This window comes from Pseudomonas sp. KCJK9111, from assembly GCF_046231935.1.
GTDB classification, from domain to species: Bacteria; Pseudomonadota; Gammaproteobacteria; order Pseudomonadales; family Pseudomonadaceae; genus Aquipseudomonas; species Aquipseudomonas parafulva_B.
The window spans coordinates 1-22,375 of sequence record NZ_JBJJMO010000071.1 but is presented as its reverse complement, the minus strand read 5'-3'; the positions used below and the strand labels follow the sequence as shown (position 1 = coordinate 22,375).

Genomic DNA, 22,375 nt, shown 5'->3' with positions numbered 1-22,375 from the left:
AGCAACCTCTGGCGACTTAAACGGTCGATACTCTCAACAAAAATATAATCACCCGGTTTGATATGAACGTCATTTATCATATCAATTAGGTCTTTGAGTTTACCTTTCTTTTTATTGCTTCCATCATGAGCTGATACGCCCGTATCTGAAAAGATATTTTTTGGGAGTAGCTCAATGTCATGATGCTTCGTAATGGCCTGAATCGACGCCATCTGGCGGTCAACCGAGTCCTTACCGGCTTCACCTTGGGCCTTGGATGAATAACGTATGTATGCGTATGCGGTGGGCATTTCGGGCGTCCTGCGATGGATCTGGAAGTGTGAGAATACTACCTTCCCGTCTCCAAGGGTTCACGCAGCACTTCAAGTACCCGGCGCTCGAATTCGGGCAACTCGTCCAGAAACAGCACCCCGTGGTGGGCCAAGGTGATTTCCCCGGGCTGCGGCCGGCTTCCGCCACCCACCAGCGCAGGCCCGGAGGCGGAATGGTGAGGATGGCGAAACGGTCGCTGTGGCCAGCTGCTCAGCGGGGTGTGGCCGCTGACCGACTGGATGGCGGCGACTTCCAGGGCTTCATGCTCATCCAGCGGTGGCAGCAGGCCCGGCAGGCGGCTGGCCAACAAGGTTTTGCCAGTGCCCGGCGGCCCGGTGAAGAGCAGGTTGTGCGCCCCGGCAGCGGCCAGTAGCAGCGCGCGTTTGGCGGCCAGTTGCCCCTGCACCTCGCTCAGGTCGGGATAGGGGCGAGGGTCCAGGAGCAAGCCATTGGCGGCATAGGCAGGTAGCGGTACCTGCCCGTTCAGGTGGGCCACCAGCTCCAATAGATGGCCGACGGCATACACCACCAAACCGCTGGCAAGGCTGGCTTCCTCGGCATTTTCACGGGGTACTACCAGCGCTCGGCCAGCCTCGCGTGCGGCGAGTGCTGCGGGCAAGACGCCCTGCACCGGCCGCAACGTACCCGACAGCGCCAGCTCGCCCAGGCATTCGAGCTCGGTCAGGGCGGCAACGGGCACCTGGGCGTCGGCCGCCAGGATGCCCAAGGCGATGGCCAGGTCATAGCGGCCACCGTCCTTGGGCAGGTCGGCGGGTGCGAGGTTTTGCGTGATGCGCCGCGCTGGGTAATTCAGGCCACTGTTGACGATGGCACTGCGCACGCGGTCCTTGCTTTCCTTGACCGTGGTTTCGGGCAAACCGACCAATGTGAGATGAGGCAAGCCATTGGCCAAGTGGGTTTCGACGCTGACGGCCGGGGCCTGCACGCCTACCTGGGCGCGGCTGTGGACAAGGGCTAAAGACATGGGCGCTCCATTCGCTGCCAAGACCGCTTCCTGCGGATGGACCAAGCATAGCGAGCCAGGACGGCGGTGGGGGTACCAGTGTGCTTCTGATCATTTCCACCTAAGTAGCGTCTGGAAATGGATCCAATAGCTTTGCGCAGCGACCTTCTTTGGCTTAGTGTTGTTCGAGCAAACAACCGATGCCATGGGATGGCACCGCTTCGACCTTGAAATGGACTTGAGGTATTGCGCTGTGCAAACGCTCACCCACACCCGTGAGGTTATTCGCGAACTGGTTCAGACCAATGCGTTCGTCGAGCTCAACCGCTATTTCGATTCCCTGGAGGCTCGCTGGCACCAAGCCCCTCCGGGTGAGTTCCCAGCTTACCTCTCAGCTGTCGAGAGCCATCTGCTGATCGACCCGGACCAGGGGGACAGGGCGCTGAGTCAGGTCCTTCGGGCCTGGATCGATGCCTGCCCCAGGGCCTATCACCCGCAGGTGGTCATGGGCTTCTATTGCCTCAACCGTGCCTGCCAGGTGGACCAGGGCGGCGCCCGCACACCGGCACGCTGGCTGGCGATAGAGCAAATGTGCGAAACCGCCACTGCCCATTTACTCAAAGCCCTGGCCCGTTCGGAGCGACCGGTTGCGGCCGCCATAGGCTTGCAGTTGCTCAGTGCCAGGTTCCGCGAGCCGGGCTGGCTGATGGAGCTGTTCAATGAGCAGCCTGCCCGCTTCAGGCCCAGTGCACGTGCGGATGTAGAGGTGCAGGAGGCTGCGGCGCCGTATTTGGTCAGGCATGGGGTGATGCCCTTGGCCGAGCTGCCTCGGATGTTGCCCGATGGGCTCGCGCCGCGCACCGAGCGCCAGGAACCGCAGGCCTATTGGCTGAGACAGGCATTGGCCGCACGGCCGGGCTGCTTCGAGGCCATCAAGGCCCATGCGTTGTATCTGTTGCAGGACCGACGTGGGCAAGTCGAGTCCGTCGAACGGTTGGTCAACATGCCGTCCTGCCAAGGCTGGAGCGAGCCGTTGCGCAATGCGCTGCGATGGATGGCCGTCGAGGCACGCTTGAAACTCCCCAGTACCGAGCGCCCACGCGCCGTAGCAGAGTACCAGCAGTTGTTCGAAGACTGGGCTGTGCGCCCATTGCGGCCCAGGGAGACTGCCGTAATGCTCGCCTGGCGCGGTGCATTGCAGGCGAGCGTTTTGCGCGATCACGACCAGGCACTGGCCGATTTTACCCAGAGCCTTGCATGCCCCGCCGACCTGGGCGGCGTTCAGGCGCTGGGACCGCCGCTTCGGCATTTGGTCATCACGGCTTTGACGAGCACGCCCGCGCACGAGCAGGCGTTGCTCAATACCGCGATCCTTCGCCTGAGCGATGGCCGCTCCCACGCCGCTGCCTGCGCGCTGCGGGCCGCGGGTCATCACTGTGGCTTGTGGGGCCTGGCGCGCAGCGGCGATCAAGCCAAGCGCTGGCTGACGATTGCGATCAAGCGCCAGCGGGCGGGCCAGGCGCCGGGCTTGAAGATCCTGGAACTGGCCCGCTTGCTCTGGTCCTACGGTCGGCATGAAGTCGCCTACTTTTTGCTTCAGGGCGGCGCCGAGCAAGCCCTGTCAGGTGCGGCGTTGAGCCTGTTTGAACTGCACCAGGGCGAGTGGAACGATACCCCTGGGCGATACCTGGACCGTGAAGTGGCTGAGCAATGGTTGCTGCGCGCCGTCCAGATGGGCAGTCGCCAAGCCAAATACCGGTTGGCCTGCCAGCAGATGCAAGGGGGGACGAACCTTGGTGATCGAGACAAGATGCTCGAGGTCAGGTGCCTGTTGATAGACGCCCTAGGAAATGCTCAGACCAATGCCTGTGCACGGTTGCACCTGGGCATATTGCTGCGCCAGTTTGGCCAGCCGCGTGAGCGAGCCGAGGCGGTCGCCTACTTGCTCAGCCTGGTGGAACACCCGGACAGCGCTATTGCGGCGCGTGCCAGTGCCGAGCTGGGGCTTGCCTGGATGCAGGGGCAAGGTACACGCAGGCAAAGCCGCTACGCAGCCATCGAGTGGGTGACCCACGCGGCGAGCCTGCGACCTGGCGACACTGCGATCGAAGACATTCACGCCGAAGTCCTCAATTCGCATAACAGGGTACGCACGCTGTTCACGCAATACGGTGCTGCATTGTTCCGGGGCACCCTACGCCCCAGCGAACTGCCGCCCAAACCTGGCCTGGATCGACCGGCCCGCAGGCTTGAAGCGCGCTGAAACCTGATAAGAGGCTAATTCACTCAGCCTGGGTGTCAGCGTTTAGCTTCCAGGCGCGCTTCGAGTTCGGCGACTTGTTTCTCCAGCGCCTCCAGGCGAGCCCGGGTGCGTGCCAGCACCACCATCTGACTGTCGAATTCCTCGCGGCTGACCACGTCGAGCTTGCTCAAAGCGCCCTGCATCAGAGCCTTGAACTGGCTTTCCAGCTCAGCCCGAGGCTGGGTGTTGTCGCTGCTGAACAGGCGCGAGGCCTGGTCGCTCAGGGCATCGAGAAGGGCTTTGGGCGCGAGCATGAAGGTGTCCACCGGTGTCGGGAAATGGCGGCCAGTGTACCACGCACCCCGATGCCTCCAATGACAAGGCGGCGTTGCACATTTTTCGCGCAACGGCAGTGTCGGCCTCGCACCGTATGAGTGCACAGGCTGGGTGCTGGTGATAGGCGAATGCCGTGCAGTGAGCCCAAAGGTCTGATTTTGCTGGCTTTCACAGACCTGGCAAGGTTTCTGCAAAGTGCTAAGCGAGCCATGCACTGATGCAGTTCCTTGTGACCAGGCAGTGCGCATGCCGACGACGCGTTACAAAAGGCAACCGCTGCGCTTAGACTTGAGACGGGTTTGTTTTCCTGGGGCAAGTCCACCAAATCGGGAGAGAGTTTCATGAAGCTAGTCACAGCCATCATCAAGCCGTTCAAGCTGGACGACGTGCGCGAGTCACTGTCGGAAATCGGCGTGCAGGGCATCACCGTCACCGAAGTCAAAGGCTTCGGGCGTCAAAAGGGTCACACCGAACTGTATCGCGGTGCCGAATACGTGGTCGATTTCCTGCCCAAGGTGAAGATCGATGTTGCCATCGATGACAAAGACCTGGATCGGGTAATCGAGGCCATCACCAAGGCTGCCAACACCGGCAAGATCGGTGACGGCAAGATCTTCGTGGTGAATCTGGAGCAGGCGATCCGCATCCGTACCGGCGAGACCGATACCGACGCGATCTAAGCAGCAACACAAGCCTCACCAAACCCAACGCCCCAGGAGAAAACAATATGACTCTGCGTAAGATCGCAGGGCTAGGAGCCCTATTGTCCTTCGTCATGCCAGGGCTTGCCCTTGCAGAGGAGGCCGCGCCAGCACTCAACTCCGGCGACACCGCCTGGATGCTCACCGCCACGGCGCTCGTGCTGTTCATGACCATCCCAGGCCTGGCGCTGTTCTATGGCGGCATGGTGCGCTCGAAAAACGTGTTGTCGGTGATGATGCAGTGCTTCGCCATCACTGGCTTGATGAGCATTCTCTGGGTCGTCTACGGGTACAGCATGGCCTTCGATACCACCGGTATGGAGAAGGGCGTTCTCAACTTCAATTCCTTCGTCGGCGGCTTCTCCAAGGCATTTCTCAGCGGCGTGACGCCTGACAGCCTGACCTCGGCCACGGCGCTGTTCCCCGAAGCGGTGTTCATCACCTTCCAGATGACGTTCGCCATCATCACACCGGCCTTGATCGTGGGCGCCTTCGCCGAGCGCATGAAGTTTTCGGCCATGCTGGTGTTCATGGGCATCTGGTTCACCCTCGTCTATGCGCCGATCGCCCATATGGTGTGGAGCGGTGACGGTGCCCTGATGTGGGACTGGGGCGTGTTGGACTTCGCGGGTGGCACCGTCGTGCACATCAATGCCGGTATCGCAGGCCTGGTCTGCTGCCTGGTGCTGGGCAAGCGCAAAGGCTACCCGACCACACCCATGGCACCGCACAACTTGGGCTACACGCTGATGGGCGCGGCCATGCTGTGGATCGGCTGGTTCGGTTTCAACGCGGGTTCGGCGGCTGCGGCCAACGGCACTGCAGGCATGGCCATGCTGGTCACCCAGATCGCCACGGCTGCTGCGGCGTTGGGCTGGATGTTCGCCGAATGGATCGGTCACGGTAAGCCCAGTGCGCTGGGTATCGCATCGGGCGTGGTCGCGGGCCTGGTCGCCATTACGCCGGCAGCGGGCACGGTGGGGCCGATGGGCGCCCTGGTCATCGGCCTGGCATCGGGCGTGATCTGCTACTTCTGCGCCACCAGCCTCAAGCGCAAGCTCGGCTACGACGACTCCCTGGACGCATTTGGCGTACACGGCATCGGCGGTATTGTCGGCGCCATTCTGACCGGTGTGTTCGCAGCCCCGGCGCTGGGCGGCTTCGGCGCGGTCACCGATATCGGCATGCAGGTCTGGGTGCAGGCCAAGGGCGTGATTTTCACCGTGGCCTACACCGCCATCGTCACCTACATCATCCTCAAGGTCCTGGACCTGGTGATGGGGCTTCGGGTCAACGAAGAAGAAGAAGCCGTTGGTCTGGATCTGGCGCAGCACAACGAACGCGGCTACAACCTGTAACAACGAAGCTGCAGAAATGTGCCCGGCTTGCCGGGCATTTTTTCGTCTTGTGGTTGGGGTCGGCCTGGGCAGGCGTCCGGGGCATGGGCTGGCATGTGGCTCACCTGCTGCCTTTTTTTGATCACTTGCCCAGTATTTTCAGGCGCGCAAACGGTTTATCCCGCCTGTTTGTGACACGGGTACAAAACTTACAAAAGTTGGGGCATTCATGGCGCTTTGCTTTTTCTGCGAGCGCGCTAGAATGCGCGCCGAAGGGTGTTGGATCATGCATTCATCACCCCTGCCTGCCTTTGCCAGGCTTGCTAAAAAAGCGCGTGGCCCAGCAGGGTCACAGGTTTTGTGCGGCACTGCCACGTGCAGGCCCACCAGGGTACAGCCGTCCGTCAGATGTGTTGGCCCAAAGGCCGAGGTCGAACCCACGGCCAGTTGAATTTTCACCAAGAGCTGCCGGTCTACGGCTGCAATGGTCTCTAACTAACCTGCTTTTGCACGTCATGAGGTAGAACATGAGCGACGACGATCTGGAAAATGATGACCTCGAGGTCGGTGATGAAGACGAGGCTGATGACGGCCTGGAAGCGGCTGCCGATGATGTTGCAGAAGACGCTGGCGACGACGACAGCAGTCCTGCACCCGCTGCCAAGGGCAAATCCAAGGCGGCTGTCTCGGTAGACGAGATGCCCAGCCTGGAAGCCAAGCAAAAGGAGCGCGATGCCCTGGCCAAGGCCATGGAAGAGTTCCTGTCGCGTGGCGGCAAGGTTCAGGAAGTCGAGGCCAACGTGGTCGCCGACCCACCCAAGAAGCCGGACAACAAATACGGCAGTCGCCCTATCTAAGCGATGCCCTCGAAAAACCCGCCGTCGCTGCGGGTTTTTTATGCCTGGCTTGCGCGGGGAGGAGCTGTCGGTGAGGTCATTGCCAGCGGACAAGCACTTCGTGCAGGTGTGACAGGCGCTGAATTTCGGCATCCGGCGCTTGTTCACCGGCCCACGCCTTGGCCTGGGGGTTGAACCAGACAGCGCGCAGCCCGGCGCGCTGGGCACCGGCAATGTCATCGCGAGGATGATCGCCGACGTGCACCGCTTCGCTGGCAGGCACGCCGCTGCGCCGCAGGGCCTCTTCAAATGGGGCAGGGTCGGGCTTGCCGATACCCAGGTCCTCTGCGCACAAGGCGAAGCGGAAATAGTCGGCCAGCCCCAGCCGGCTGACATCGGCATTACCATTGGTGATGACGCCCAGGGCGTAATGCTGGCTCAGCAATTCCAGCATCGGCTGGACTTCCGGGAAAATCTCGACCTTGTGCCTGGCCTGCAAGAACACCTCGAACCCCTGTTCGGCCAATTGTTGCGCCTGCGTCTGGCCGTAGCCGACCTCTTCGAGGGCGCAGGTCAGCACGCGGCGGCGTAAGGCGCTGATGCGGTGCTTGAGCTCGGGTTCTGCCAGGACGATCCGTTCACGGATGGCGAACAGATGTTCGACAGGCACGTCGCCCAGCAACGGGGCATTGGCTTGCAGCCAGTCGCGCAGCACAACCTCGGCACTGGCAATGACCGGCGCTGTGTCCCACAGCGTATCGTCGAGGTCGAAGGTGATCAGCTTGATGTTCATCAGTCGGTGCCTTTGCTGCGTTTGGCCCTGGGATGGGCGCTGTCGTACACCGTTGCCAGGTGCTGGAAATCCAGGTGCGTATAGATTTGCGTCGTGCCGATGTCGGCGTGTCCGAGCATTTCCTGTACAGCGCGCAAGTCCTGGGACGATTCCAGCACGTGGCTGGCGAAGGAATGGCGAAGCATGTGCGGATGCAAGTGCTGGCCCAGCTCGCGTTCTCCGGCCACCCTGACCCGCTGTTGCACGGCGCGTGGGCTGATGCGATTGCCTTGCCGAGTGATGAATACGGCGCGATCCCTGGGGTTGCCGGCGCCACGCACGCGGTACCACGCCTGCAGCGCCTCCCGCGCCTTGCGCCCTACCGGCAGCACGCGGGCTTTGCCGCCTTTGCCCAGCACCTGTACCAGGCCACCGGCCAGGTCTACATGGTCGAGGTCAAGGTTGGTCAGCTCCGAAAGGCGCAGGCCTGAGGAGTAGAACAATTCGAGGATGGCTTGATCGCGCAGGGCAATGAAATCATCGTCCACGCCGCCATCGAGCAGTTGCAAGGCACGGTCGGTGTCGAGCACCTTGGGCAATCGACGCTCCCCCTTGGGGGCGCTCAGGCCATTGGCAGGATCGTGCTGGCAGATCTTTTCGCGGTTGAGGTAACGGTACAGCCCTCGCACCGCCGATAGCAGCCTGGACAGACTGCGCGAAGACTGGCCCTGGTGATGCTGGCGCGCGATCAACTGGCGCAGGTGCTGAATCTGCAAGGCTTGCCAGCCCCCGATAGCTTGCTCGCTGCAGTAGGCCATGACCTTCTCCAGGTCCCGACGGTAGCCCACAAGCGTGTGCTCGGAAACCTGGCGCTCATTGCGCAGGTGTGCGCAGTAAGCCTCCAGCTGGCGTTCCATCAGCGCACCGGGCGCAGGCTTTGGCTGACGCGGGGGACCACACGGCCCAGCACCTCGGCGATATAGCTCAGGAACAGCGTGCCGACACTGCTCTTGTAATGCTGCGGGTCGCGGCTACCAATGGCCAGCACACCATGCAGCCCCTGGTGCTCCAGGGTCGCCACTGCGCTGGAGCCTACGTCGCGGCGTTGCTCCTCACCGAACAGAAACGCCAGCTCGTGCTCACGCAGGCTGCCGCTGACGGTCTTGCCGCTACCGAGCAGCGGGCCGATCGCTTGCTGGGCTTCGGCGTTGCTGACCCAGCGCCCCACGGGCGCCACGTTGTCGCCAAACAGGATCAGGCTGACGAAAGGCACCTGGAACTCCTGACGCAGGCTGTCTTCGACGACCATCACCACGTCTTCCAACGTGGTGGCGTCGAGCAAGTCCAGGATCAGGCGTCTGGTCTTGTCGAACAACCGATCGTTGTCACGGGCCACGTCCATCAACTGCGAAAGGCGGTGGCGCATCTCGATGTTGCGGTCGCGCAGCAACTTGAGCTGGCGCTCGACCAGGGAAACACTGTCGCCGCGCTGGTGTGGAATGTGCTGCTCGACCAGCAACTCATCATGCTCGGTGAAGAAGGTCGGATGAGCACGCAGGTAAGCGACCACCGCTTCGGCATCGAGCTCAGCGGCCTGCTGGGGTATATCCTTGGGGTGATCGGTCATGACGGTTACTCGCTTAAAATCGAACCTGTCCTTCGTAGACGCGTACGGCTGGGCCGGTCATCACCACCGGCTTGCCTGGCCCGGCCCACTCGATATGCAAGCGCCCGCCCGGCAGGTCAAGGGAGACGGGCGAGTCCATCCAGCCCTGGCTGATGGCAGCCACGGCAGCTGCACAGGCCCCGGTACCACAAGCCTGGGTTTCCCCAGCACCGCGCTCCCACACGCGCAAGTTGGCGCGGTGGCGGTCAATGACCTGCAGGAAGCCGGCATTGACGCGCTGGGGGAAGCGCGGGTGGTTTTCGATCTTCGGCCCCAGCTGATGCACAGGGGCACTGACCACGTCCTCCACGCGCAGTACGGCGTGAGGGTTGCCCATGGACACCGCGGCAATCGAATGCACCTGACCGTCCACCTCCAGCGGGTAGCTCACCGACTGCGCGTCGGCGACGAACGGGATGTCGGCAGGGACGAAGCGTGGCGGACCCATGTCGACACTGACCTGGCCGTCGTTCTGCACGTCCAGCACGATGATGCCGCCCTTGGTTTCCACACGTATGCGCTTCTTGGCGGTCAGGCGCTTGTCGAGCACGAACCGCGCAAAGCAGCGTGCACCATTGCCACACTGTTCAACTTCGGAGCCGTCGGCATTGAAGATACGGTAGCGGAAATCGACTTCCGGGTTGTTCGGCGCCTCGACGATCAGCAACTGGTCGAAGCCGATGCCCGTGTGGCGATCGCCCCACTGCTTGGCATGCTTGGGCTGGATGTGGGCATGCTGGCTTACCAGGTCCAGGACCATGAAGTCGTTGCCCAGCCCATGCATCTTGGTAAAACGCAGCAGCATGGGCTTACTCCGGCAGCAGGCTTTCGCCAGCGTACAATTCGGCGATGGTTTCGCGGCGGCGTACTTCGAAAGCCTGGTCGCCGTCGACCAGTATTTCCGCGCAACGGCCACGGGTGTTGTAGTTGGAGCTCATCACGAAACCATAGGCGCCTGCTGACTGAACGGCCAGCAGGTCACCTTCGGCAAGGTTCAGGACTCGGTCCTTGCCCAGGAAATCGCCGGTTTCGCAGATCGGACCGACCAGGTCATACGGACGACCTTCGCCCTCACGCGGCTTGACTGCACAGATGCCCATCCAGGCCTGGTACAGGGCTGGGCGAATCAAGTCGTTCATGGCCGCATCGATGATGGCGAAGTCCTTGTGTTCGGTGTGCTTGAGGTACTCCACACGGGTCAGCAGCACGCCAGCGTTGGCCACGATATAGCGCCCCGGCTCGAACACCAGTGCCAGGTCCCGATCGCCCAGGCGCGCGCGAATGGCCTGGATGTAATCGGCTACCAGCGGTGGTTCTTCGTCGCGGTAGCGCACGCCGACCCCGCCGCCCAGGTCCAGGTGGCGCAGGTGGATGCCGCACTCTGCCAGGCGGTCGACCAGTACCAGCAAGCGGTCCAGCGCATCGAGGAAGGGCTCCACGGTGGTCAGCTGCGAACCGATATGGCAATCGACCCCGACTACGTCCAGGTTGGGCAGCTGAGCGGCCCGCACGTAGATGGCCTCTGCATCGGCGATGGCGATGCCGAACTTGTTTTCCTTGAGCCCGGTGGAAATGTACGGGTGGGTACCTGCATCCACGTCCGGGTTGACCCGCAGCGAGACGGGCGCGACCTTGCCCATTTCGGCGGCCACCTGCTGCAAGCGCTCCAGCTCGTCGGTGGACTCGACGTTAAAGCAATGCACGCCCACTTCAAGCGCACGACGCATGTCTTCGCGGGTTTTGCCCACGCCGGAAAACACCACGCGGTCGGCGCGCCCGCCAGCAGCCAACACGCGCTCGAGTTCGCCGCCTGAAACGATGTCGAAGCCTGCACCCATGCGCGCCAGTACATTGAGCACGCCCAGGTTGGAGTTGGCTTTCACCGCGAAGCAGACCAGGTGTTCACACCCTTGCAAGGCATCGGTGTAGCTGCGGTACTGGGCCTCGATATGGGCACGCGAATACACGTAGGTGGGGGTACCGTGCCGCTCGGCGATCGCCGACAGGGACACCCCTTCCGCGAACAGTTCACCGTCGCGGTAATTGAAGACGTTCATCCGATTCCCTTATTGCTCAGGCGACTGCTCAGGCTCGGACTGCAGCGTGTCTTGCTGCTCCTCGGTCTGTGCTGACTTGGCTTTGGTCTGGTGCTGGTGCGCCGAGTGGGCGTCTTTGCGGTCCTTGCCGTCATCGGGCAGGTACAGCGGGCCTTTCTGGCCGCATGCAGAAACGAGGCAGGCAACAGCGACCAGCGCCGCGAGGGAGGAAATCAGGCGCTTCATGGATGAAATCCTTAGAAAAATGCAGTATTGAGCCCGAGTATACCGAGCGACCGGCGGCTTGCCTATGCAAGTACCGGCCCGCCGGGCAGGCTATCCTTGGTGCCGACCTGCACCTGTTTGCCGTCAGGGCTGCATTGCGAGCGAAGTGGCCTGCAAGGACCCTGGCTAAACCTTTGCATTCATCGGCCAGCGCCCGTATCGTGCCCGGCTTGCCTGTCACGCCGCCAATTTCGAGGTTCCTGCAATGAGTTTGAGTGAAGCGCGTTTCCATGATCTGGTCGACGCTACCCAGCAGGCGCTGGAAGACCTGTTCGACGAAAGCGGGCTGGATCTGGACATGGAGAACTCCGCTGGGGTGCTTACCGTCAAGTTCGAAGGTGGAGCCCAGCTGATCTTCAGCCGCCAGGAGCCTTTGCGCCAGCTGTGGCTGGCCGATCGGTCAGGCGGCTTCCACTTCGACTATGACGAAGAGAGCGGCAAGTGGGTGTGCGAGAAGAGCGAAGAGCTGCTAGGTGAAATGCTTGAGCGCATCGTGTGGGAGCGAGCCGGCGAAAAGCTGGATTTCGACGACATCTGACATGAGCAATGCACCCGTTCGGCCCCCCAAGCCGCTTTACAGCAACGTCAGCCCAGCGGTGCCATCGCCGTGCATCAGCATCTGCCGCCTTGACGAGCAGCGCGTGTGCACCGGCTGTCATCGGCATGTGGAACATATCCGCGAATGGCGCTCTGCCGATGACGAGCGCCGTCGGCAGATCTGCCGTGAGGCCACTGCGCTTCGCGACCGTAAGGCACACTGATAGCAAGGGCTTGAGTATTTGCCCCGCTGTGGTAGTGTCGGGGCTTGCGTCGATGACGCCAAAGCATTCGAAAACCCCGCCTTTGGGCGTAATGCTGGTCACTTAGGGCTGCACAGCAGCCCCAACAATCTCAAGTGAACAGCACTACGCGCTCAGGGCGGGGTTTCGCTTTATCTGTGCATCGAAAAACTGCCTGTTCAAAGGAGTCTGACTGGATCATGAGCACCAAGCCTTCCCTTATCCTCACCCGTTTGGATGTACAACGTCTGGAGCGTCTGCTCGATAGCCTCGACGAAAGTACCCCTGGCGTGCTCGCGCTCAGCGGCGAGCTCGACCGTGCCGAGCAGGTGGTAGGTCATGATGAGGTACCGGCAGGTGTGGTGACCATGAATTCGCGCGTGCATTGCCGCGAGCAAGCCAGTGGCAAGGACTACCACCTGACCTTGGTCTACCCCAAGGATGCCGGGCCAGACGGCAAGGTCTCGGTCCTGGCGCCCATCGGCTGTGCCTTGCTCGGGTTGTCGGTGGGTGAGCAGATCGACTGGCCGGCGCCAGGGGGCAAGACCCTCAAGCTGGAGTTGCTGGAAGTCGAGTACCAGCCGGAAGCGGCGGGCGATTTCGACCTTTAGTGCTTGCAACGCACCGCTGGCGCGGCCAGTGCCTAAGCCTGGCTCGCCAGCACCTGCCGTAGCCCCTCATTCAAGGCCTGCTCAAGTGTCCGCTTGTAGTTCAGGTAGACCTGCGTCGTGGCTTGGCGGCCATCGGGCAACCCGGAAACATCCAGGTCGGTGATGTAGCACCGATACTGGCCCGCATTTCGCCGTTGGGCGATGATTTCCCGGGCCACCACGCCATACAGGCTCGGCCCATGGTCGAGCTCGGAGAACTCCTGCTCTTCGCAGAGCAAGGTCACGTGCGTGGCACCGTCGGTGTCGGCGTGAAGCATGGCCTGGACGTCGTAGTAGGGCTGCGCGTTCCCCGCATCCGGTGCCACCCGCTGCTCCAGGCCCCGTGCCCTGCCTGATCCAGACCCGAGCAGCTGCGCGTACACGATGTCCAGGCGTGCTGCTTGCCTTGCACCATAAGGCAACTGCGCCTCGCGTCGTCGCAAGACCGATGCCAGAAAGCGTTGCAGCGGCAGCAGAAGATGAGGTTCGTCCTGCAACGGCACGCGCTCGTGCCACAAGGCGTTGCATTCATCCAGCACGTAGAGCTCGGCCCAGTTGTCGAATAGTCGATAGAAGACCTGAACGCAGTCGCGGCGGGCTTGCTCGAGCACAAGGCCTACATCGGTGTCCGCCAAGGCATTGGCATCCAGATGCACAGGGCTGTAGGTGCTGCGCGCCTGGCCCAGGAACGCGAGTAGCGCATCATGATCGTCCAGGCTTGTGAGGACGACCTTGCCCCCAAGCCACTCCAGCACATGAACCTGGTGCGCCACTTGCACCAGGTAACGGCCAGGGGCCTCCTGTTCGTGCAACTGCCGCGCGGTCTGGAAGAGCTCGGCGACACGCTGACTGATGGCCTGCGCCCGGTGCTGGGCAAAGCAGTGCGCCCGCACGTTGGGCCAGCCGCTTGCCTGTTTCGGCAGGTTGATGAAGTCGCGCAGGCATCGCATCAGCGCGTGCTCGCCGTCGTAGCGATGTACCAGCACCTCGTTCCAGGAGCTGATCGTGACCTGGTCCACCGTCAATACCAGGTTTTCCCGCAGGCCACCGTAGCTGAGCGAGTCGGTACGCTCAGTGGTCAGCAGGATATCCAGTTCACGGTGGTGGGGCAGGGGGTCGATGCCCACGTTGATCAGCAGCAGCACATCTTCGGCAGCGCTTGGCTGCAATAGCCTCACCTCGCTGACGGCCAGCAGCGGCAACACGATGAGCTGCTGCAGGCTTGCGAGCAGGCCCTGCAATTCAGGCTCTTTCAGATCGCTGATGCCCGGATGAAGCGCCAGTCGTGTGTGGCTGTCTATCACGCCATTGCAATGGGCCCAGACCAACAGTTCCACAAGGTGCCAGCAGCGCTTGATCGGGTTGGCGAGTTCCATCTCATGGCCATGCAGGTTACCGCTGTAGAGTGCCCAGGGGTGGCTGCCTGGCGCTCTGCGGCTGGGTGATTGGGCCAACGTCACGGTTTGTTCGGCCAGGTCGCAAGCACGGTCGCCCTGGAGGATTTCCACCTTGTCTGCACGGCGTTCGAATGCCGCTTGCAGACGCCGCCCCAACAGGCTGAGCTCGCGCAGGTCAGCCCGACTGGTCGCGTCGTGAGCGCGTGCGAACTGCACCAGAAACCGGTAACTGCGGCTGAGCTCGGCCACCCGTTCGCGGCGCTCCAGGGTAACCTGGTGCACCCCCCAGCCAGGGCGACCATCGAGCATGGCCAGCTGCGCGCCTCCCCATCCCCATGCGTCGGTCAGGCTGCGCAGCAGGCGGCGTTGCCAGCCCTCGGCGCGCCCCTGTTCGCTGAGCTTGCCGTTCACTTTCAGGTACAAGCTGCGCCGCACCAGTTCCAACCGAGCCAGCTCACCGCGCTGTATCAGGTAGCGCTCGATCCGTTGGTAGACCATGACGTAAGGATCGAGATGGTCAAGGTCGAGCTGATTGGCGAACACCGCTTGCTTGTAGTCAAGGCTCAGGCACCGCACGGTGGGGTATTCGCTGGCATAGGCTTCGGCCAGCAGCAGTTTGAGCAAGGACTTGTGAGGGGCATCGATACCTTTGAACAGCTGCCAAAGCCCGGCGCCAATGAATTCGTGGCCTGGGATCTGCCCCAGGTGGCCCAGATCGAGCGCTTCTCCAGGACGTACGAAACGCTTTGCCAGCAGGGTCTGGGCGTAGGCCGGGTAAGCGCACTCCTGATCGGGCGGCACCAACCACCACAGTGGCGTCCGTCCTGCCAACCAGAGGGCCGTGCGGTAGAACTCGTCCAGCAGAAGATAATGCTGCGTGGTGCCGCAATCGTCGGTGCCGAGTTGGCCTGCGCGCTGGCCTTGAGCGAACGCCTGGGTGTCAATCAGGAAGAAATGCGTATCGGCGCCCTGGCTCGCGGCCCAGGTCTCCAGCAACTGGCATTTACGCTGCAGTGACTCCAACGCTTCGTGCTCCAGGTCGCTGGTATGGCATACCCACACATCGATGTCGCTGTCCTCAGCCTGGGCAAGCGTGCCCAGGCTGCCGATTAGAAACAGCCCGTCGATGGACCGTGCAGAGGTGTTGTCGCGGGCTTTGTAGCTGAAAGCACGTGCCAGGCGCTGGGCTTCGAATACCTGGTCGCCGCTTGGCTCGAAGTCGCAGATCCCTGCCGGCGTCATCGACGAAACATAGCCGGGCAATAACGGATGGTTCACATGGAACAGCACTGGCAGCACGGTCAGCACCTGCTGCTGGCGGGGGGGCAAACCGGCCATTGCCCGCTGCAGGCGGCCTGCGTTGATCTGTAGGTAGCGCCCGCGCAAGGTGGCCAGCAGCTTACGGTCGATCCCGTTGTCCAGGTCCAGTTGGATCTCGTCGGGACAATTCATTTTGCGCTCATCAGTCCGCTGAAGCTGGGGCGAGTGTAGCCTGAACGATAAGGCCCACGCAGGCTCATTGAGTACTGAGGCCATTTGCGCGAGTTCCTGCAACCTGTGGGGTAGTGCATCATGGCTGGCTCAATGACAACGTGAGGTAAATCATGCGTGTTTGGATCGATGCCGACGCGTGTCCGAAGGCCGCCAGGGACCTGATCGTCAAGTTCGCCCTCAAGCGCAAGTTCGAAGTGGTCATGGTCGCGGGTCAGGCGGTGGCCAAGCCAGCATTCGGCATCGTGCAACTGATCGTGGTACCCAGTGGCATGGATGCGGCCGACGATTATCTCGTCGAGCATGCCGTGCCGGGTGAGTTGGTCGTCTGCAGCGACGTGCCGCTGGCCGACCGGCTAGTGAAGAAAGGCGTAGCGGCGCTGGATCCGCGCGGGCGCGAGTTCGACGAGCGCAACATGGGCGAGCGCCTGGCTACGCGCAACCTGTTCACCGAACTGCGTGAACAGGGCCAGTCGGGCGGCGGGCAGGGGCCCTATGGGGATCGCGACAAACAGGCGTTTGCCAATGCGCTGGACCGGATTATCACTCGGCTATCGGTGCGTTGATATCCAGTAGAGCGTCAACCGCCCGGTCAGGCGCTCCAGCCGGGCAAGCGGAGCTTACTCGTGGGTCAGCTCCAGCACGCGATCAACCAGCTTGTAGATCCCGCCAGCGGCTTCGCTGATGGTCTTTGCCGACATGTAGGCGGGAGTGGTCACCAGTTTGCGCTGCGGGTCCTCGACGATGTCGTGCACGTCGCATTCTTCGTGGGTGCCGCCCATCTTGACGACGGCCTCAGCGGTATCGGCGTCGTTACCGATGGTGCAGACCACGCCAGGGCCATAGATCTTGGCAGCCAGTGCAGGCGAGATACAGATCAGGCCAACTGGCTTGCAGGCAGCGGCGAACGCCTCGGCCAACGCCAGGACAGCCGGATTGACAGTGCAGTCTGCGCCTTTTAGGGCAAAGTCCGAGAGGTTCTTGGCCGCGCCAAAGCCGCCCGGAACGATCAACGCGTCGAAATCCTCGACGCGCGCCTCACGGATGTCTTTCACATCGCCACGCGCAATACGGGCAGATTCCACCAGCACGTTGCGCGACTCGGGCATCTCGTTGCCGGTCAGGTGGTCGATGACATGCATCTGCGCGATGTTCGGTGCAAAGCACTGCACCTGCGCGCCGCGTTGGTCCAGGCGCAGCAGGGTGATCACGCTTTCGTGAATTTCTGCACCGTCATAAACGCCACAGCCAGAAAGAATCACCGCCACTTTTTTTGTCATGCTCATTACTCCAGGTCGAAGCGCTTGATACCCGTCAGGCTGGCAGCGCGGCGCAGTGCGGGATGGTCCATGTCTGTTGGAGTGTGCCGCGGTGCAGGTGTTCAGTCCTGGGACTCGCGCGCAGCCCGGCGCTCTGCCCGCAGCGTGCGAAAGCGCCGGTGCAGCCACAGGCCTACGCCAAGCACCAGCAAGGCACCGAGTACCCACAGTTCGTAGCGCTTGATATTGCCCAGCAGGCCTTCGAGGATTGCGCCGAAATGATAGGCCGCAGCACCCAGGGCGATGGCCCAGATCGCGGCCCCGATGCCGTTGAGCAGCAGGTAGCGCCGCGGCGGATAGCCCGAAAGGCCTATTGCGACCGGCATTACCGTGCGAAGCCCGTAAACGAAGCGGAAGCTGAGCACCCAGATATCGGGATGGCGACGGATGTGGCCCAGGGCGCGGTCGCCCATTGCCTGCCAGCGGGGCTTGCGCGCCAGAATCTTGCGCCCATGGCGACGACCCATGAAATACCACAGCTGATCACCGGCATAGCTGCCCATGAATGCCACCAGGCATACCAGCTTGATGTCCATGTAATCGCGGAACGCAAGAAAGCCTGCAAGGACCAGAATGGTCTCGCCTTCGAAGAAGGTGCCTAGAAAAAGGGCAAAGTAGCCGAAATCCTGCAGGAATTGTTGGAGCATTTTCTGAGGTGCTGGCGAAATGAACGCGCAGCCTACCCCTTCGCGTGCGTTCGGGAAAGTGTCCAAATGTGTCTCGACGTGAACAGTGCCCGCCACCACAATGTCTGCAACCGTGTGCCATGGCTTGCCCTGGCGTGTAACACAGGCGTCATAATGGGCGCTTATCTTGCCGCTCAATTGATGATAGGGCGTTAACGTCCTCAGGACCGCCAGATGAATAACGAAGTGCTTCCCCCTGTCTTGATCAAGGATGCCAAGGAGCTTCCAGAGGAGCTGGTGCAGACCCCGCCTGATCTGCCACCTGTGTCCCAGGTCGCTGTAGAGCCTGCAGCGGAGCCAGCGCCGCCCACGCCGGCCCCGGCGCCGCCCATCGCCGTGCCCGGCCTGGACGATACCAGCCTGTACATTCATCGCGAACTGTCCCAACTGCAGTTCAACATCCGGGTACTGGAGCAGGCCCTGGATGAAAGCTACCCGTTGCTCGAACGCCTGAAGTTCCTGCTGATTTTCTCGAGCAACCTGGACGAGTTTTTCGAGATTCGTGTGGCTGGGCTTAAGAAACAGATCAATTTCGCCCGCGAGCAGGCCGGCGCCGACGGCTTGCAGCCGCACCAGGCCCTCACGCGCATCAGCGAACTGGTGCATATCGAGGTCGATCGCCAGTACGCGATTCTTAACGATGTATTGCTGCCAGAGCTGGAAAAGCACCAGATTCGCTTCATTCGTCGTCGTCACTGGACACCCAAGCTCAAGACATGGGTGCGTCGCTACTTCCGCGACGAGATCGCGCCCATCATCACCCCGATCGGCCTGGACCCTACCCACCCATTCCCGTTGCTGGTGAACAAGAGCCTGAACTTCATCGTCGAGCTCGAAGGCGTCGATGCGTTCGGCCGCGATTCAGGCCTGGCCATCATTCCGGCACCGCGGCTGCTGCCACGGGTCATTCGCGTGCCTGAGGAAGTGGGTGGCACCGGTGCCAACTATGTCTTCCTTTCGTCGATGATCCACGCCCACGCAGACGACCTGTTCCAGGGCATGAAGGTCAAGGGGTGCTACCAGTTCCGCCTGACCCGCAACGCCGACCTGGCGTTGGATTCCGAGGAAGTCGACGACCTGGCCCGGGCGCTTCGTGGCGAGCTGTTCTCGCGCCGCTATGGCGATGCCGTGCGCCTGGAAGTCGCCGATACGTGCCCCAAGCACCTGTCGGACTACCTGCTCAAGCAGTTCAGCCTGAGCGAAAGCGAGCTGTACCAGGTCAACGGGCCGGTCAACCTGACGCGGTTGTTCAGCATTACCGGGCTGGACAGCCACCCCGAGCTTCAATACGTGCCGTTCACCCCGGCCATCCCGAAGTTGCTGCAGAACGCCGACAATATTTTCAGCGTGATCAGCAAGCAGGACATCCTGCTCATGCACCCCTTCGAGTCGTTCACGCCGGTCATCGACTTGTTGCGCCAGGCGGCCAAGGACCCGCACGTCCTGGCCGTACGCCAGACGCTGTACCGCTCCGGCGCCAACTCGGAAATCGTCGATGCGCTGGTCGATGCAGCGCGCAACGGCAAGGAAGTCACCGCAGTGATCGAACTGCGCGCACGCTTTGACGAGGAGTCCAACCTGCAGATGGCAAGCCGCCTGCAAGCGGCAGGCGCGGTGGTGATCTATGGCGTGGTCGGTTTCAAGACGCACGCCAAGATGATGTTGATCCTGCGCCGCGAGCAGGGCGAGATCGTACGCTATGCGCACCTGGGGACCGGCAACTACCACGCTGGCAACGCCCGTTTGTACACCGACTACAGCCTGCTCACCTCCGACGATGCGCTCACCGAGGACGTCGGCAAGCTGTTCAGCCAGTTGATCGGCATGGGCAAGACCCTGCGCATGAAGAAACTGATGCATGCGCCGTTCACCTTGAAAAAGGGCATGCTGGACATGATCGCCCGCGAAACCCAGTTCGCCTTGGACGGCAAGCCGGCGCACATCATCGCCAAATTCAACTCGCTGACCGATGCGAAGGTCATCAAGGCCTTGTACAAGGCCAGTCAATCGGGGGTGAAGATCGACCTGATCGTGCGTGGCATGTGCTGCCTGCGTCCAGGGATTCCAGGGGTTTCACATAACATCCAGGTACGCTCGATCATCGGCCGCTTCCTGGAACACACACGTGTGTTCTATTTCCTCAATGGCGGTGAAGAGCAGATCTACCTCTCCAGTGCCGACTGGATGGAGCGCAACCTCGACAAGCGGGTCGAGACCTGCTTCCCGGTCGAGGGCAAGAAGCTGCTGTTGCGGGTGAAGAAGGAACTGGAGGCGTACCTGACCGACAACACCCACGCCTGGACCCTTCAGCCAGACGGGCGCTATGTGCGCAGCAGTCCAACGGGTAACCAGAACCCGCGCAGTGCCCAGGCGACCCTGCTGGAGCGCCTGAGCAACCCGGTCCTTAACGTACGCTGAGGACGAAGCCGACCCGGGCCAGCCACTCCGCCTCGTTGGCGAAGTCGGCCTGGGTCAGCTGGTTCTGTTCGAGCCAACCTTCCGGGAATACCACTTCCAGGCGGTTGTCGGCCGCCTTGAGCTCGACTTTGGGCATCTGCTGCGTGCCCCGGATATGGTGGAACAGGATGGCGAAGCGCAGCAGCACGCACAGGCGCAGCAGCTTGACCCCTTCATCCCCCAGTTCGGCATAACGGTCCTTGGGAATGTTGCGGCGGTGGCCGCGCACCAGCAAGGCCATCATCTGCTGATCCTCGCGCGAGAAGCCTGCCAGGTCGGAGTGCTCGATCAGGTACGCGCCGTGCTTGTGATAATGATAGTGGGCAATGTCCAGGCCGATCTCGTGGACCTTGGCTGCCCAACCCAGCAGATCGCGCCAGTTGCCGTCCTGCAGGTCCCATGCCTCGGCCACTTGGTCGAAGGCATGCAGTGCCTTGCGCTCGACCCTGGCGGCCTGGCCCTGGTCGACGTGGTAGCGCTCCATCAGCGAGTTGAGGGTACGCTCGCGTACGTCCTCATGATGATGCCGTCCAAGCAGGTCGAAGAGCACACCTTCACGCAGCGCACCGTCGCAGTGGTCCATGCGCTGTAGCTCCAGGGCATCGAAGATCGCTTCGAGGATGGCCAGGCCCGCCGGGAAGATGGTGCGCCGATCCGGCTTGACCCCATCGAAGTCGATCCTGTCGACTTCGCCCAGCTTGAACAGCTTGCGCTTGACCCAGGCCAACCCTTCGGCATTCACCTCACCATTGCCCAGGCCTGCGGACCTAATGGCGGCGCCGATGGCGCGAATGGTGCCGGACGAGCCGATGGCTTCATCCCAGGTCAGGCGGTGCAGGGCATGCTCGATGCTCATCAGCTCAAGCCGGGCGGCCGTATACGCCTGTGCATAGCGTGCCGGGGTGATCTTGCCGTCACGGAAATAGCGCTGGGTGAAGCTGACGCAGCCCATCTGCAAGCTCTCGCGCAACAGGGGCTCGAAGCGCTGGCCAATGATGAATTCGGTGCTGCCGCCACCAATGTCCGCCACCAGGCGCTTGCCCGCGGTATCGGCCAGCGTGTGGGAAACGCCCAGGTAGATCAGGCGGGCCTCTTCGCGGCCTGAAATGACTTCCACCGGGTGGCCAAGAATGGCTTCGGCACGCTGGATGAAGATGTTGCGGTTGCGCGCTTCACGCAAGGCGTTTGTGCCGACGATGCGCACCGAGCCTGCGGGCATGCCGTTGATCAGCTGAGCGAAGCGCTTGAGGCATTCAAGACCGCGCTCCATGGCTTCTTCACTGAGCTTGCGCTCCTCATCGATGCCGGCGGCCAGCTGTACCTTCTCGCCCTGCCGCTCGAGAATGCGGATTTCGGTGTGGTGGGCCTTGGCCACGACCATGTGGAAGCTGTTGGAGCCAAGGTCGATGGCGGCTATCAGGGACAGGTTCTTCGCGGTGGTATGCGGCATGATCTGGAAGTTCTCGGTCATTAACCTGGCAATCGTGCCACGATAGCAGGCTGGTCGCCAACGCGTGGCACCTGGCCTGCGCGGTGAGCTTGATATACGGCAATATGCCATTCGATTTGATGACGGCGATGTGACAGTTTCGATTCGAGTGCTCTTGCACAACTATAGTTACACTCAATCGTCTGCGGCTTCCTGTCGACCGCGGGGGCGGCTATGATGGGCAACGTTTTCCGTGCTTATGACCTTGGAGATTTCCATGAGCGACAAAATCAAACACGTCACCGACGCCACCTTCGATGCCGAAGTGCTTCAGGCTCAAGGCCCGGTGTTGGTCGACTACTGGGCTGAATGGTGCGGCCCGTGCAAGATGATCGCTCCGGTTCTGGACGACATCGCCGCTAAGTACGAAGGCAAGCTGGTCGTCGCCAAGCTGAACATCGACGAAAACCAGGAAACCCCAGCCAAGCACGGCGTGCGTGGTATCCCGACGCTGATGCTGTTCAAGAACGGCAACGTCGAAGCCACCAAGGTCGGCGCCTTGTCCAAATCGCAGCTGGAAGCGTTCCTCGACGCCCACCTGTGATGAAAAAAGCCCCGCAAATGCGGGGCTTTTCTTTTCCAGAGCACTAGACGCACAAAAAAGCAAGTGTTACATTCGG

22 protein-coding genes and 1 pseudogene are annotated in these 22,375 nt (G+C 61.9%); 10 read left to right on the top strand and 13 right to left on the bottom strand.

Annotation, left to right across the window (positions count from 1 at the left end; translation table 11 throughout):
• Positions 1-290: recombinase family protein (locus ACK59L_RS18835; RefSeq protein WP_409275325.1), on the bottom strand; the 290-nt coding region annotated here is incomplete at its 3' end.
• A gap of 44 nt (positions 291-334) precedes the next feature.
• Positions 335-1,297 (bottom strand): annotated as a pseudogene (locus ACK59L_RS18830) (YifB family Mg chelatase-like AAA ATPase); the annotation flags it as partial.
• A gap of 232 nt (positions 1,298-1,529) precedes the next feature.
• Here ACK59L_RS18830 and ACK59L_RS18825 point away from each other — a divergent pair.
• Positions 1,530-3,539, top strand: coding sequence for a DUF4034 domain-containing protein (locus ACK59L_RS18825; RefSeq protein ID WP_409275323.1), 2,010 nt, complete (start codon positions 1,530-1,532; stop codon positions 3,537-3,539).
• Positions 3,540-3,574: 35 nt separating this feature from the next.
• Here ACK59L_RS18825 and ACK59L_RS18820 read toward each other — a convergent pair whose 3' ends face one another.
• Positions 3,575-3,832, bottom strand: coding sequence for an accessory factor UbiK family protein (locus ACK59L_RS18820; RefSeq protein ID WP_144963936.1), 258 nt, complete (start codon positions 3,830-3,832; stop codon positions 3,575-3,577).
• A gap of 363 nt (positions 3,833-4,195) precedes the next feature.
• Between ACK59L_RS18820 and glnK the strand changes: the two genes are divergently transcribed.
• From glnK to sutA, 3 genes are all read left to right on the top strand, one after another.
• Positions 4,196-4,534, top strand: coding sequence for a P-II family nitrogen regulator (gene glnK / locus ACK59L_RS18815; protein ID WP_002555808.1), 339 nt, complete (start codon positions 4,196-4,198; stop codon positions 4,532-4,534).
• 47 nt (positions 4,535-4,581) lie between these two features.
• A complete protein-coding gene (locus ACK59L_RS18810) occupies positions 4,582-5,913 on the top strand; it encodes an ammonium transporter (protein ID WP_058602806.1) in 1,332 nt (443 codons plus the stop codon).
• 506 nt (positions 5,914-6,419) lie between these two features.
• Entirely contained in the window at positions 6,420-6,749 is a 330-nt protein-coding gene (gene sutA / locus ACK59L_RS18805) for a transcriptional regulator SutA (protein WP_023532471.1), read from the top strand.
• A gap of 76 nt (positions 6,750-6,825) precedes the next feature.
• Here sutA and ACK59L_RS18800 read toward each other — a convergent pair whose 3' ends face one another.
• From ACK59L_RS18800 to lptM, 6 genes are read right to left on the bottom strand one after another with little or no spacing between them, the layout of a single operon-like run.
• Entirely contained in the window at positions 6,826-7,521 is a 696-nt protein-coding gene (locus ACK59L_RS18800; RefSeq protein WP_409275320.1) for an HAD family hydrolase, read from the bottom strand.
• On the bottom strand, positions 7,521-8,417 hold the full coding sequence (gene xerC / locus ACK59L_RS18795) for a tyrosine recombinase XerC (protein WP_058602808.1): 897 nt from the start codon (positions 8,415-8,417) through the stop codon (positions 7,521-7,523). Before xerC ends, ACK59L_RS18800 begins: the two co-directional genes overlap by 1 nt.
• The gene (locus tag ACK59L_RS18790) at positions 8,417-9,127 is read right to left on the bottom strand and encodes a DUF484 family protein (RefSeq protein ID WP_023532867.1); all 711 of its coding nucleotides are present in this window, start codon (positions 9,125-9,127) and stop codon (positions 8,417-8,419) included. Before ACK59L_RS18790 ends, xerC begins: the two co-directional genes overlap by 1 nt.
• A gap of 13 nt (positions 9,128-9,140) precedes the next feature.
• Positions 9,141-9,971 (bottom strand): diaminopimelate epimerase, encoded by an 831-nt coding sequence (gene dapF / locus ACK59L_RS18785; protein WP_409275317.1) that lies wholly within the window; start codon positions 9,969-9,971, stop codon positions 9,141-9,143.
• Positions 9,972-9,975: 4 nt separating this feature from the next.
• On the bottom strand, positions 9,976-11,223 hold the full coding sequence (gene lysA / locus ACK59L_RS18780; protein WP_100852475.1) for a diaminopimelate decarboxylase: 1,248 nt from the start codon (positions 11,221-11,223) through the stop codon (positions 9,976-9,978).
• A gap of 9 nt (positions 11,224-11,232) precedes the next feature.
• Positions 11,233-11,448, bottom strand: coding sequence for an LPS translocon maturation chaperone LptM (gene lptM, locus ACK59L_RS18775; RefSeq protein WP_058638864.1), 216 nt, complete (start codon positions 11,446-11,448; stop codon positions 11,233-11,235).
• Between the two features lie 244 nt (positions 11,449-11,692).
• On the opposite strand from lptM, the gene cyaY reads away from it, so the two are divergent.
• From cyaY to rnk, 3 genes are all read left to right on the top strand, one after another.
• A complete protein-coding gene (gene cyaY / locus ACK59L_RS18770) occupies positions 11,693-12,025 on the top strand; it encodes an iron donor protein CyaY (protein WP_023532439.1) in 333 nt (110 codons plus the stop codon).
• Position 12,026: 1 nt separating this feature from the next.
• Positions 12,027-12,248 carry a DUF1289 domain-containing protein gene (locus ACK59L_RS18765; protein ID WP_058602813.1) on the top strand — a complete coding sequence of 74 codons (222 nt, stop codon included), beginning with the start codon at positions 12,027-12,029 and terminating at the stop codon, positions 12,246-12,248.
• A gap of 218 nt (positions 12,249-12,466) precedes the next feature.
• Positions 12,467-12,877 carry a nucleoside diphosphate kinase regulator gene (gene rnk, locus ACK59L_RS18760; RefSeq protein ID WP_058638197.1) on the top strand — a complete coding sequence of 137 codons (411 nt, stop codon included), beginning with the start codon at positions 12,467-12,469 and terminating at the stop codon, positions 12,875-12,877.
• A 32-nt stretch (positions 12,878-12,909) separates the two neighbouring features.
• Here rnk and ACK59L_RS18755 read toward each other — a convergent pair whose 3' ends face one another.
• Entirely contained in the window at positions 12,910-15,765 is a 2,856-nt protein-coding gene (locus ACK59L_RS18755; RefSeq protein ID WP_409275313.1) for a class I adenylate cyclase, read from the bottom strand.
• Between the two features lie 152 nt (positions 15,766-15,917).
• Here ACK59L_RS18755 and ACK59L_RS18750 point away from each other — a divergent pair, with 152 nt between their 5' ends.
• Positions 15,918-16,370 carry a YaiI/YqxD family protein gene (locus ACK59L_RS18750; protein WP_058602816.1) on the top strand — a complete coding sequence of 151 codons (453 nt, stop codon included), beginning with the start codon at positions 15,918-15,920 and terminating at the stop codon, positions 16,368-16,370.
• 54 nt (positions 16,371-16,424) lie between these two features.
• On the opposite strand, the gene elbB is transcribed toward ACK59L_RS18750, so the two are convergent.
• Together elbB and ACK59L_RS18740 are read right to left on the bottom strand one after the other, a co-directional pair.
• Positions 16,425-17,084 carry an isoprenoid biosynthesis glyoxalase ElbB gene (gene elbB, locus ACK59L_RS18745; RefSeq protein ID WP_409275311.1) on the bottom strand — a complete coding sequence of 220 codons (660 nt, stop codon included), beginning with the start codon at positions 17,082-17,084 and terminating at the stop codon, positions 16,425-16,427.
• A 101-nt stretch (positions 17,085-17,185) separates the two neighbouring features.
• Complete coding sequence (locus ACK59L_RS18740; protein ID WP_023532679.1) at positions 17,186-17,770, bottom strand: DedA family protein; 585 nt, start codon at positions 17,768-17,770, stop codon at positions 17,186-17,188.
• Between the two features lie 213 nt (positions 17,771-17,983).
• Here ACK59L_RS18740 and ppk1 point away from each other — a divergent pair, with 213 nt between their 5' ends.
• Entirely contained in the window at positions 17,984-20,227 is a 2,244-nt protein-coding gene (gene ppk1, locus ACK59L_RS18735) for a polyphosphate kinase 1 (RefSeq protein ID WP_409275309.1), read from the top strand.
• Here ppk1 and ppx read toward each other — a convergent pair.
• A complete protein-coding gene (gene ppx, locus ACK59L_RS18730) occupies positions 20,214-21,716 on the bottom strand; it encodes an exopolyphosphatase (RefSeq protein WP_182138707.1) in 1,503 nt (500 codons plus the stop codon). The genes ppk1 and ppx overlap by 14 nt on opposite strands.
• 256 nt (positions 21,717-21,972) lie before the next feature.
• Between ppx and trxA the strand changes: the two genes are divergently transcribed.
• Positions 21,973-22,299 (top strand): thioredoxin TrxA, encoded by a 327-nt coding sequence (trxA, locus tag ACK59L_RS18725; protein ID WP_409275307.1) that lies wholly within the window; start codon positions 21,973-21,975, stop codon positions 22,297-22,299.
• Positions 22,300-22,375: the final 76 nt, after the last annotated feature.